13 protein-coding genes and 1 pseudogene are annotated in these 12173 nt (G+C 39.3%); 6 read left to right on the top strand and 8 right to left on the bottom strand.

Features of this window, described 5'->3' with window-relative positions:
- The first annotated feature begins 47 nt into the window (after nucleotides 1-47).
- The 3 genes from KOL94_RS06075 (at nucleotide 48) to KOL94_RS06065 (ending at nucleotide 2809) form a co-directional block, all read left to right on the top strand.
- The gene (locus tag KOL94_RS06075) at nucleotides 48-368 is read left to right on the top strand and encodes a DUF4212 domain-containing protein (RefSeq protein WP_221564954.1); all 321 of its coding nucleotides are present in this window, start codon (nucleotides 48-50) and stop codon (nucleotides 366-368) included.
- Nucleotides 365-2050, top strand: a complete 1686-nt coding sequence (locus tag KOL94_RS06070; RefSeq protein WP_221564953.1) for a sodium:solute symporter family protein — start codon at nucleotides 365-367, stop codon at nucleotides 2048-2050. The genes KOL94_RS06075 and KOL94_RS06070 overlap by 4 nt, the downstream gene beginning before the upstream one ends.
- Nucleotides 2051-2383: 333 nt before the next feature.
- Nucleotides 2384-2809, top strand: coding sequence for a hypothetical protein (locus KOL94_RS06065; protein ID WP_221564952.1), 426 nt, complete (start codon nucleotides 2384-2386; stop codon nucleotides 2807-2809).
- Nucleotides 2810-2903: 94 nt separating this feature from the next.
- Here KOL94_RS06065 and KOL94_RS06060 read toward each other — a convergent pair whose 3' ends face one another.
- Nucleotides 2904-3200 (bottom strand): hypothetical protein, encoded by a 297-nt coding sequence (locus tag KOL94_RS06060; protein WP_221564951.1) that lies wholly within the window; start codon nucleotides 3198-3200, stop codon nucleotides 2904-2906.
- Nucleotides 3201-3348: 148 nt separating this feature from the next.
- Complete coding sequence (locus tag KOL94_RS06055) at nucleotides 3349-4254, bottom strand: PhzF family phenazine biosynthesis isomerase (RefSeq protein ID WP_221564950.1); 906 nt, start codon at nucleotides 4252-4254, stop codon at nucleotides 3349-3351.
- A gap of 333 nt (nucleotides 4255-4587) precedes the next feature.
- On the opposite strand from KOL94_RS06055, the gene KOL94_RS06050 reads away from it, so the two are divergent.
- The gene (locus KOL94_RS06050) at nucleotides 4588-5574 is read left to right on the top strand and encodes a DUF3231 family protein (protein ID WP_221564949.1); all 987 of its coding nucleotides are present in this window, start codon (nucleotides 4588-4590) and stop codon (nucleotides 5572-5574) included.
- A gap of 314 nt (nucleotides 5575-5888) precedes the next feature.
- Nucleotides 5889-6353, top strand: a complete 465-nt coding sequence (locus KOL94_RS06045) for a YndM family protein (RefSeq protein WP_221564948.1) — start codon at nucleotides 5889-5891, stop codon at nucleotides 6351-6353.
- Between the two features lie 164 nt (nucleotides 6354-6517).
- Here the strand turns inward: KOL94_RS06045 and KOL94_RS06040 are convergent.
- From KOL94_RS06040 to KOL94_RS06025, 4 genes and pseudogenes are all read right to left on the bottom strand, one after another.
- Nucleotides 6518-7949 (bottom strand): annotated as a pseudogene (locus tag KOL94_RS06040) (Msr family ABC-F type ribosomal protection protein).
- Between the two features lie 277 nt (nucleotides 7950-8226).
- Nucleotides 8227-8997 (bottom strand): NRDE family protein, encoded by a 771-nt coding sequence (locus KOL94_RS06035; RefSeq protein WP_221564947.1) that lies wholly within the window; start codon nucleotides 8995-8997, stop codon nucleotides 8227-8229.
- Between the two features lie 96 nt (nucleotides 8998-9093).
- Nucleotides 9094-9540 carry a GNAT family N-acetyltransferase gene (locus tag KOL94_RS06030; protein WP_221564946.1) on the bottom strand — a complete coding sequence of 149 codons (447 nt, stop codon included), beginning with the start codon at nucleotides 9538-9540 and terminating at the stop codon, nucleotides 9094-9096.
- A gap of 525 nt (nucleotides 9541-10065) precedes the next feature.
- Entirely contained in the window at nucleotides 10066-10251 is a 186-nt protein-coding gene (locus KOL94_RS06025; RefSeq protein WP_221564945.1) for a hypothetical protein, read from the bottom strand.
- Nucleotides 10252-10415: 164 nt separating this feature from the next.
- Here KOL94_RS06025 and KOL94_RS06020 point away from each other — a divergent pair, with 164 nt between their 5' ends.
- Complete coding sequence (locus KOL94_RS06020) at nucleotides 10416-10826, top strand: DUF1761 domain-containing protein (protein ID WP_221564944.1); 411 nt, start codon at nucleotides 10416-10418, stop codon at nucleotides 10824-10826.
- Between the two features lie 39 nt (nucleotides 10827-10865).
- On the opposite strand, the gene KOL94_RS06015 is transcribed toward KOL94_RS06020, so the two are convergent.
- Together KOL94_RS06015 and KOL94_RS06010 are read right to left on the bottom strand one after the other, a co-directional pair.
- Nucleotides 10866-11462 (bottom strand): superoxide dismutase family protein, encoded by a 597-nt coding sequence (locus KOL94_RS06015; RefSeq protein WP_221564943.1) that lies wholly within the window; start codon nucleotides 11460-11462, stop codon nucleotides 10866-10868.
- 100 nt (nucleotides 11463-11562) lie between these two features.
- Entirely contained in the window at nucleotides 11563-11892 is a 330-nt protein-coding gene (locus KOL94_RS06010; RefSeq protein ID WP_221564941.1) for an MGMT family protein, read from the bottom strand.
- Nucleotides 11893-12173: the final 281 nt, after the last annotated feature.

The following is a 12173-nucleotide window of genomic DNA, read 5'->3' as shown; positions in this document are numbered from 1 at the left end:
GGTAACAAGTCCGATTTGTCACGGAACCATTTATGGAGGTGCTGGAAATGAAAGAAACACAGCAGGATTTGTCGTACAAGCAAAAGGAATATTGGAAGAAGAATACTCGATTGATCCGTATTTTGCTAGTGATCTGGGCACTTGTTTCTTTAGTGGCTGCTATTATCCTTGCAAAACCTCTTAGTGAGATTCAGTTCTTTGGTGTTCCTCTGGCATTCTGGTTTGCACAGCAAGGATCGATCATCATATTCTTGATATTGACCTTTTATTACGCAATACGAATGGACAAGCTGGACAAGGAGTATGATGTTCAGGAAGTGATCCTGACAGAAGAATCTTCGTCTAAGGACAAGGGGGTATCGACATGAGTGTAGAATCTCTTACCTTGACCCTAGTCATCCTTACATTTGCCATCTACTTATATATCGGTTGGCGTTCAAAAGTAAAAGATACAAGTAACTTTTTCGTAGCCGGAAAGGATATACCAGCAGCAGCCAATGGGGCTGCAATTGCAGCAGACTGGATGTCGGCAGCTTCCTTCATTTCGATGGCTGGCCTGATTTCGTTCTTAGGTTACGACGGGACGATTTATCTGATGGGTTGGACAGGAGGATATGTTCTACTTGCACTTCTTCTTGCACCCTATCTGCGGAAGTTCGGTAGGTACACCGTACCGGATTTTATTGGTGACCGGTACTATTCCAACGGTGCCCGGGCAGTAGCGGCTGTCGCAACACTTTTCATCTCCCTTACATACGTAGCGGGTCAGATGCGTGGTGTTGGGATTGTTTTCAGTAGGTATTTACAAGTGGATATTGTTGTCGGCGTCCTTATCGGCATGGCAATTGTGGCATTTTTCGCTGTGCTTGGGGGGATGAAAGGGATCACTTGGACACAGGTAGTGCAGTATTCGATTCTGATCGTCGCTTTTTTGATACCAGCCATTGCGATTTCGTTCAAATTGACTGGTAACCCTGTTCCTCAGTTAGCCCTTACATTCAGTGACATCGCTAGAGAGTTGAGTATTTTACAAGTTGAACTCGGCCTAAAAGAATATGTTGCACCTTTTACTGATATGTCAGGACTGAATGTATTCGCTGTCACGCTTGCCCTTATGATCGGGACCGCCGGTCTGCCCCATGTGATCATCCGTTTCTATACGGTGAAAAATGTTCGTGCAGCACGGTGGTCAGCCGGTTGGGCGTTGCTATTCATTGCACTTCTTTATACAACTGCTCCAGCAATCGGAGTATTTGCAAAATATAACCTGATCAACAGTTTCAATGATCAGTCAATCGAACAGGTCCGTGAAGAGGCCTGGGTAACGAAATGGGAGGAAACAGGTCTACTGACACTTGAAGATAAGAATGGTGATGGTGTTTTAGCATTTTCTTCCGATGCAGCAGCAAATGAAGTGACGATTGACCCGGATATCATCGTACTTTCCACACCGGAAGTTGCTGAGCTCGCACCTATTGTCATAGCGCTTGTTGCAGCAGGAGGACTTGCCGCTGCACTTTCTACCGCTTCAGGACTTTTGCTTGCGATGTCTAGTGCCGTTTCACATGACATCTATTATCGGATCTACAGACCGAATGCTAGTGAAGAGCAACGTCTCAAAATCGGGAGGATCATGATTTTCCTTGCTGTCATCGTTGCCGGCTATTTCGGTGTCAATCCACCAGGGTTTGTCGGCGAAGTTGTTGCGTTTGCATTCGGACTGGCAGCGGCTAGCCTATTCCCTGCGATCTTGCTCGGAATCTTTGATCGAAGGATGAACCGTGAAGGCGCCATCTGGGGAATTTCAATCGGTTTAGCATTTACAGTCATCATGATTTTGCTAATGCGTTCGCCGCAAGTATTCGGGACTGAAACCCCAGTAATCGAGAGCTTCTTCGGTATAAACGCACAAGGAATCGGTGTAGTCGGAGCCCTCTTGAACTTCATCATCTCCTTCATTGTATCGAGACGTACAGCAGCGCCACCAGAAGAAATCCAACAGATGGTGGAAGATATCCGCGTTCCGAAAGTGATGGACAAGACAGGATGACTTATTTGAGCATGATCCATAGGTGCTCCGCATAAGGGTAAATTCTCAAGACTGCTTGTTTTCACTTTCGGAAAGACCGCTAACGGACACAGGAAACCTTATTTTCACCAAAAGTCGTCTATTAATAAAAAAAACGGACACTAGAGCACTAATTTTGAAAAAGTAGTAGTAAATCATCTCATTATTTCACAGATAACGTTCCTGGTGTCCGTTTCTATTCACGAACATTCGTGCAAACCAAAAAGGCAGATCAAAACAAAATTGATGTTTTGGATCTGCCCCATACATAAAACAATCGGTTTATCAGAATCCCTTTTCAAAGGAGGAATTTTCATGACAGTATTCTTTGGAATAGTCACTTTAGGGTTATATATGTTTCAACCATACTTGGATTTGAAAGTCATTCGAAAAGCCCTTGGGATTGCATTATTCTTGGAATTGTTTTATCTAATCGGTCATTTTCTTGCTGGTTGGCCGTTCCCTACCCCAACGGTGATTTTCCAGATTATCATTGTCTCAGCTCTCGGGGTGGCACTAGGAGTGATTTTCTCTAGGATCTGGCCGCTCCCGCATAATAAAGGGTTTGAAAGGATCATGCGGACATTGTTGATCGTCATCCCTTCATTAGGAATCGGAGTCGGCTTGCAATTGTTACTACAGGGTAACGATCCAACACAAGCAATCTACCTCATGTTTGCATTATCAGCTTGGTTGGGTTCAGGTCACTTCATGAAAGAGGTATCCGAAAAGGCTGCATGACCTTAGGAAAAACTACATCATGTTCAATACTTTCTTCAGTATAAGCGCAACTAAGGCTCAGCCTGCGCCAAGGCTTGGCTTTACCAAGTTTTCTTTATGTATCAAAGGCCGTCAGCAAGTTTTTCTTATAATGTTCACCGACATTAAAGTTGGTAACTACTATTAGAAAATCCGCCAGTGGGACATTTCTCACTTTATAACTTTTCAATTTTACTCTTGCTCCGATTTCAATATCGCCACGTTTAATCCTCGTATCACAGTACTTGTAGTATCCATTTACAAGTAACCGATTGATCAATTGACAAAGGAAGAGTACAGGAGCATTTCCATTTGCACTTTCATTCCTAATTTCATTTACATTGATTACATTTTTTGTAATTAGATTCGCCAATGACCAAACTGCTTAAATTGCCCTTTAAATAAAGATAGAGCGCAATTCTTTACTACAGAATTGCGCTCTTTAATGGAATAACTCAAATATGGTCTCAATCCTAAAATCACTTAATTCTCTTAAAACGTAGCAACTTAGTTGTAGCATGTTATTCATTTTTTATAAAAACTTCGAAATCCTTAACATGCACGGCATTTCCAGTAATTTCAACATCATAAACCTCTCTAATTTTTAAAAGCTGTACCATAACCCGACCATCTTTTTGAATTTCATGACCTTGCTCTACTATAAGATTTAGTGGTTCTTCAAAATTGTTGTTTTTTATGTATTTAGCAAAAAAGGCTCCCATAACCCCTGAAGCCGTTCCCGTAACTGCATCCTCAATTGTGCCGGAATAAGGTGATGAAAAGTGTCGGGCATGCATATCAGCATTGGAATCATAAGTTTCCAAACAAAAAGGATGTATTGATGATTTGGGTATTTCTTTCAAAATAGTAGGGAACACCTTATTCTTAGGTTTCATTTTTTTAAAAGCATCAAGATGTTTTATTGGAATTAATAGTGTCCAAGTACCTGTACTTCCATATACTATCGGTAAATCTTCACGAATATCTGATTCTTTTAATCCAATCGAATTTGCTAAATCTTCCTTTGAACCTTTAAATTCTTCAAATTGAGGTGAAACTTGTTTCATTGTTATAAATATTTCACTATCAGTAGTTGAATTAATTTTTATTGGCAAAATTCCTGCCTTTGTTTCAATTGTAAAATCCGTTTTATCTCTCAATAACCCTTTTGTTTTTAACGCATAAACAGTAGCCATTGTTGCGTGACCGCATAAGTTCATTTCGTGTCCTGGTGTGAAAAAACGTATTCTAAGGTCAGCTACATCCGATTTAACTGAAAAAGCTGTCTCATTAAAACCTACTTTGAAAGCTATTTCTTGCATCTCTTTATCAGTTAAGTCATCTCCGTTTAAAACTACACCAGCTGGATTCCCTTTATTAGGTTCTTTACTGAACGCATCATAATGATGAACCTTTATGGATTTCACAATATATTCCCCCTTATTCAATTTAAAAAATCCTCACTATTTTACCATTAATTATTACATGCTTGTTTCACTAAATTGCCCTAAAAAGGAAAAAGAGCGCTTATCCTTGTTTGTTCCAGGATAGCGCCCTTTTCTTGAATAAACAGCAGGTTGTTGTACTATTCTGGAAATAAATAATCCATAAGGCTGAAAAAACGTCCCAAAAGGAATCTTCCACTGAGGATCCCTTTTTATTGCCTATAAACTGTTTTAAGGTGTAAACATAAGAATAAGTTTAACCAAAATATCTTATCCTATAAAAAACTATTCTTACTGAAAGGATGAAATTGATTCATGGAAAATCACAAAAGCAAGTTATCATCTACAGAAATTGCAAGCTTATGGAGTACATATATTTATGATAGTGCATCTATCTGTTTTTTTAAGCATTTTTTGCAACATCTCCAAGACGAAGAAATCATTTCAATAGTAAATGAGGCTTTAAACTTTTCTCAAATGCATATGAAAAACATCGAAAATATATTTAAAGAAGAAAAGTTTCCAATCCCTCTGGGATTTTCGGACAACGATGTTAACTTTTCGGCCCCTGCACTATTTGGTGATTTATATGCGTTAAGTTTTGTATATGGCATGAGCAGAATAGGCTTGTGCAATAATGGAATCCTTACTTCAAACGTAGCACGAGATGATGTACTTGAACTTTTCTCTCAAATTCAAGCTTCAACTAATGAGCTTTATAAGAAGTCAGTACGCTATATGTTATCAAAAGGTATATATGACCGTCCCCCAATAATCCCTTATCCTCATAAGGTAGAATTTATAGAAAAACAATCATTCTTGACAGGGTGGTTTGGTGAGCGAAGACCAATAAATTCAGTGGAACTCACAGAGGTTTTTTTTAACATTGAAAGAAACTATTTTGGAATCCTTCTATTATATGGATTAATCCAAGTCGTAGACGATAAAGAAATCAATCAGTACTTAAAGAGGGGAAAAGATTTAGCTAATAAGCAAGTTGATTATTTGAACAATCTTTTAAAAGAAGAAGATTTGTTGGGGACGGTTCCAGTTGAAATGGAAGTGACTGACTCAAAGATTTCTCCATTTTCTGAAAAATTAATCATGTTTTTGGTTACTACATTAAATGCTACGAGTTTTACGTATTTTGGACATGCTTTGTCTGTTTCAATGAGAAGAGATTTAGTTGCTAATTATTCTAAACTCTTGACTGAAGTGATGGCATATGCTGAAGATGGATTTAATATAATGATTGACAGAGGTTGGATGGAAAAGCCTCCTGGAGCACTTCAAAGACCTTGAATTTCGTTGTTCCTAGCTTAACATCACTGTAGAATAATTTTTTTAAAATAATGTGATATACAACTCTAGTTAACATTTACAAATTTTAGAAGTTAACAAAACCGCCAAATCCCAAATAAGGGATTGGCGGTCATTCGTTTTTTATCGTTTATAAAGGTTCTATACATCTGAGGAGGAAATATTTTCCTTTGAATGAAGCCTAATCCTTATTTGAATATGCCTACATGCAGGAAAAATGACCTGCAGAATAAATAATACGAAAGACTTTGGTAAAAATAGGGATAGGTAAATTCATAATAAAGGAGAATATTACATTGAATATAAGACACATTGTAGCTATACTTTCAAAGTTCTTGATAACCATATGTATTGCTTATGTAACACTGACCGTATTTTTCGGTGTACCGATCGGAAATATCCTTTGGATGTCAGTGTTGATTACGGTGGTCGGTTATGTTATCGGGGATTTATATGTATTGAAGAAACTCGGAAATTTCATTGCCACGATTGTGGATCTCGGTTTGGTTTTCATTGTGTTTTGGCTTTTTGCGGATCCCTATATCGATACAGCAGCCAACCAATTTTGGGGTGCTGCACTGGCTGCCCTGTTTATTTCGATTTCAGAATTCGTGTATCATATTTTCATTGAAGTCACCAATCCTTTGCGACCGTCAAAAGCGGATGTTGATGTTCAAAAATATGCAACTGAAGTCGGTGAGGAATTTTCACCCTCTGATGACGATCTGTTGAACGAAAATGATGATAATAAGAAAAGTTGATCTAATCTTAAATAAACACATTCTGTTTTAGCATACTTATAAAAAAAGCTCAGATGCATTAATCATTCATGAATTCAAAAGATGTTATCCAAAGAAAATGAGATAGGCAAAAAACACAAATCAACTGACTTTTACAAGATCAGTTGATTTGTGTTCTTATATAATCATTTCATAACCAATTTATTATCTTCGACTTCATAGACGCAATCTGCTACCCGGTCTATGAACGTTCGATCATGGGAGACGAGTAATACTGTTCCTTCATAAGCTCCCAAAAAACGTTCTAACGCTTCGATACAAAATACATCGAGGAAATTCGTCGGTTCATCAAGGATCAGGATATTGTATCTCCCCAAGAACAGCCGGCACAACTCAAGGCGGATCGCTTCTCCCCCGCTCAATACCTTCACACTCTTTTTCAAGTCAGTGCCATTGAAATTCATAGCATGGAGCACGGCTCTGATCCTGCTTTCAACATAATCACTTCTCACCTTAATGTAATTCAGTACTGTTTCATCCTTCTTAAACTGATAGCTCATCTGTTGATAAAGGCCTATGACCGCTTTGGGGCGAAATGTCTAGACCTTCTCCTTTTTCAAAAATATGTTTCAGCAACGTCGTTTTGCCTGAACCGTTAGGGCCTTTGATCGCGATGGTGCTGCCAAATGGGAATTGAAAACTCACTTCATGAAAGAGCGTCTTTCCACCATTCATCAGTGTGAACCCATTGGCCATGATGGGGAACTTATTGTGCAGCTTCAACGTGGGTGGCTGGTTGAAACGAAGCACCTGTTCTTCTTTCGGTGCCTCAACTGTCTCGAGCTGAGATACACGTTGCTCGATCGCTTTTGCAGCGCGTTGAACTCCTTTCTGGCTGGACTCTTTTGATTTTGTCATGAACATCTTATTCGCTTTGGCTTTCGTTTCTTTTTTTGATAAATGACTATTCGCCTGTGTAATTGATTCCGCCTTTCTCATCTTTTCATCGGCAGCTCTTAATAGCCGCGCCTTCTCTCTTTCATACCTTTCATGCTTCTCTTGTTGTTGGTTCCGCTGAAGTTCTTTTAGGGCCACATAATCGGAATAATCCCCTGGGTATTCCGTAACAGTTCCTTCTTCAACTTCCCAGATCTTTGTGACCAGTTGATCCAATACATGTCGGTCATGGCTTACAAGGACAAGTGCTCCGTAATAATAGTTGAGTTGTTCGATTAGAAATTGAGTGCCCGATTCATCGAGATGGGTGGTCGGTTCGTCGATCAACAATCCTTCTTGATAGGTAGAGAAGATTTGAGCGAGTTTAAGCCTTGTAAGCTCTCCGCCGCTGAAGTTTTCAATAGCAGTCTTCGGGATTGAAAGCCTACCGCTCATTTCATAATCGACTTCAGCTTCAATTGGGGTTGCAACTTGATCAAAGTAGGCGAACTCTATGAACCTATTCACTTGCCCTTTTTCAGGGACTAGTTGACCATCCATCAGTTTCAACAATGTACTTTTACCAGCTCCATTCATTCCGACAATTCCGATTCTGTCAAACTGATGTACAGCCAGCTTTGGGATTTGTAAGATTACGCGATCTAAAAATGATATTTCGATTTTTTCTAATTACAGACATACTTTTTCCATAGGACACGCCTCCGTTTTATTGGATTGAAAAAAACACAAGCATCTGCCTGTGTTTCGGAGTAAACGGAAAAGGTCCATCCTAATTCAATCAAGAAATGATCAGGAAAGAAAGCATTATAAAAGATATAATTAAAGAAAGGTAGAATAATCCACCTTTCTATTCATCGTAGGTTATATGCGAAGAATTCTATAAAAAGACAGACTGATCCCGGTTACTCTGTTTACACAAACAGAGCCTTTGGACGTATTAAATTCTTTCATTAATTTCAAAAGTCACGTTCACTGTTTCAATTTTCCCTTCAATCAAACTGCGTTCGGTAAAATCGACGACGCCATTATTATCTACTGTAAAAACAGTTGAAGAACGTGTTCCGTAATGTTCCGTTTCAATGAAGATTGGTGACAGCTTTTCCTCCCATTCGATTCCTACACCGGTGTCAGGCAGCTCACTTCGATTTGCGGGGTCACTGTTTTTCAAAAGTTGGAACAGGCACTCTTTGTTGATTGAATCTGATTTTTCGATACACCTCACCAGATCTTTTTTTCCGTTTTCAACTTTTGGCCAAGGTGTGTCTATGAAATGATTGCTCAGTCCATAAATCCCTGGGGACATTGATTTTGTTTCATCCTGTATGTTGGAGTAGTACCATAAGGAATCCATGTTTCCGATGATGAGATTGAAGCCCTGATAGCTGCTGCGCTGTTCTTGTAAGGTATGTAAAAACTCTTCTGGTGCAGAGGCGGATGATAAATAGTCACGGATAATCTGTCCTCTGGAAATTTTATTGTCCTTTGGTTCATGAGGGTCCCTATAATTCGTCAAAGCGGCAAAGCGACCCTTTGTGGAAACCCCCATCCACGTTCCCATTTGCTGTAGATCTCTACCTGCCAGAATGGTCGGTTCATCCTTCCAAAAATGTGCCTTGGCAGTAGGTCTTTCATAAAATTCGTCCCGATTAGCTGCAACAATGATTTTATATTCTGGGTGCTTTTTATAAGCGATAAATAAAATACACATCGTATACCCTCATTTCCTGACGCATCTACCAATATTGTACCTGATGTATGCATTCCATACACTCTATGAGTGCACATAAAAATAACCTGAGAGAGATTATGTGGTCAAAAAATAATAATAGTGATCTGTGTCTTTTTCATAACCGAATTTCTCATAAAGTTGTTGTGCACCTGTGTTTTCGTGAGCAGTTTCCAAAAGAATCCCAGCTGAAGCAGTCTGTCGGGATAATTCTTCGGACTTTGATAACAACTTTTCACCGACCCCTTTCCTTCTGTAAGCGGGTTCTACGTATAAGTCATTCAGCAACCATTGTCTTTTCAAACCAACTGATGTAAAGATCGGATATAATTGTACAAAGCCCATAATGGTGTTAACTTCATCATCCATCATTGCTAGATAGATCACTGATTCCTCGTTTTTTATTCGTTCTTGTAGGAATGTTCTACTCCCTTTTATATCAGCGGTTTTACCATAAAAGACACGATACTTATCGAATAGTTCAGCAAGTTTATCCAGCTCATTCAGTGTAGCTTGTTTGATCAAGACTGAGTTCCCCTTTCAAATAAAAGTAAATAAATGCTGTTGTTTACAATGAAGATAAGAAGTCTAATGAACCCGGCTAGCAGCAGAAAGCGAGTATTTTGTAGAAAACAACAATTTCAACAAAAAACCTAAAAATGGAATCTTTTTAAAAGACTTTATTGATTTTAAGCGAAATTCACGACACTCCTGCGGGATAAGCGATCCAGGCGAGACCCCGCAGCGATTTAAGGATCTTCGACTAACGACTACAGTGCTAATGAGCGAGGAGGCTTGCGGAAGTGGGTTAATACAGGGTAGTGATGTCTAGCTCAGCGACCAGTCACTTGGATCACTTCAAACTTCCTGCGGCGGCAACAGCCTCCTCGTCAGTTTTCCAGTGACCCCCGTGCCTAACCGGGTCGCTTCCGCTTTTCGTTTGCCTGCGGAAAGGGAGTGAATTTCGTAGAAATCAACAAATAACTGAACAAAGCCTAAAAAAAGACAACCACTTTAATTATGGTTGCCTCTCATGATTGAACGCAAGCGTTATGCTTTTTTTACCAGCAACTTGACGGCTTTGAATATGAGGACTGCTGCAAACACGATAACTGTTATAATTCCGATAATGTCCAATGGCGAGTCGAAGCTTTCTAAGAAGGTACCTTCCAATGACATTTTCAATAGGAGGAAACCAGCGACTAAAGCTGCAAAATATGTGAGATTCCCATCCATATCAGCCACTCCTCCTTCCTTTTCAATTTTTTGAAATGAAAAAGGTGAGTGATGAATTTTATGCAGAAAATTCTAAAAATATTCATATGGATAGACAAAGTTCGTGCTATAATACTAGTAAGATATTGGTACCAATATACTATTTAGGCAGGGGGTATGATCATTTGGACATAGCAGATATCAGTATTCTTGGAATTGCACTTGCTGCAGTGGCGAACTTCATGATCGGTGCACTTTGGTATTCCCCTCTCTTATTTGCGAATATATGGATAGAAACGGTCAATAAAACCAGAGAGGATTTCTCTTCATCTAGCGCAAATTTAGGTCACCTGCTTACGTTTTTAGGGGGGATTATATCTGCATACGTCCTGTCACTGCTTATACAACTTTTCGACCCTATTACATTATGGAGTGGAGCTACACTTGGATTCTTAGCGGGAATAGGATTTTCTGTCGTACGAGAAATCTCCCCTACGATATTTGAAGGACGTAATACTGTGCTATTCTTCATAAGCGCTGGGTATCATGTTGTTTCCCTTACAATAATGGGTACTATTGTGGCAGCTTTTACATAGAAAAAGGCTATCTATATGATAACCTCTTTCCATAGTAATCTAAGAACCATCACTAATTACACCACATGCTGTCCGATCTCCAGCATCGCCTGAAGGTTGTGATTTATGATCATCTGCTTCTTCATGGATGATCAATGTGGTGCCATCAGATCCAATCAATGAGTTTTCTTCTCCACTTTTAAGTGTAACCATATCAGTGGTTATCTCCGTTTCAACCGTTCCATCTTCTCCCACTTGAAGGTTTGGAAGATCTCCGGCATGTGGACCATCTTCTTTCTCACCATGACTTACATCGGTAGGGTTGAAATGATCACCAGCTGATTTGAAATCGGGCTCTTCACAAACTCCTTTTTCATGAATGTGAAAACCATGTTTACCAGGTGATAGGTTGGAAGCTTTAATCTTGATTACAACGCCTGAAAACTGTTGTTCCAGATCAGCTGTCCCAACTTTTTCCCCTCCTCCGTTCTTCAGTTCGACTGAAATAGGTACGACTTCATCCCTGGTATTCCCTTCATTTTCTTTTCCGCTTAATGAAGTGTCTTTTGAATCACTATCCTCATCATTATCAGCCCTGCATGCGTTGAGAATTACAAGTACGATAATTACGAGTAAAAAGGATAGCCAACGTTTCATAGCAATTCCCCCTTACATTTTGTGTGTATAACACCGTTCACAAAATCATAAGAGTTTAAACTTATTTCAATTAAAATAGGCTATATACCTAATTAACGCACTAAATGATATCAACGTCATTCCAGTCAGATTCATAGCGGTATACGGATAGATCTACTTTATTCTGTTCAGTAAGCTTGATTCCCTCTTGTTCCAAGGCAGTCAGTTGCCGACTTCTTTGTTGTTCATCCTTTATAGCAATTTCCCCTTTTGCATTGATGACTCTGTGCCATGGCAGTTCATAGGCTTGACTCATGGTATGAAGGATTCGCACGACTTGTCTAGCTCCCCGTGGGCTCCCTGCTAGTCTAGCAATCTGTCCATATGTCATTACTTTACCCGCAGGTATATCTTGAATGATCGTGATCACTTTTTCAGTAAATGGCTGCACCTCAGAACCCTTCCCCTCATTTAAGTAGATTGTTAATAATAGGTTGTTGATAATTCTGATAAGAAGATGAATAGAAACCGATAGCAATTGAAATATACGAGAATCCTTCGGGAAAGCAAGTATATTTAATAAAAAGAGAAGAACCTCCAAATTAGCCTTTAAGTAAGTCTATCATATCAAATAGAAAGGAGATCTCACTCTATTACCAAACTGTTCAGTTTTAAGGTGCAAAATCAAAAATATTGAACATAATGACAATCGTTTTGCCATCATAATTGGCA

The sequence above is a fragment of the Alkalihalobacillus sp. TS-13 genome (assembly GCF_019720915.1).
GTDB lineage: Bacteria > Bacillota > Bacilli > Bacillales > Fictibacillaceae > Pseudalkalibacillus.
Note: the sequence above shows the minus strand (reverse complement) of the source record. Positions and strands in the feature narration are given on the sequence as shown.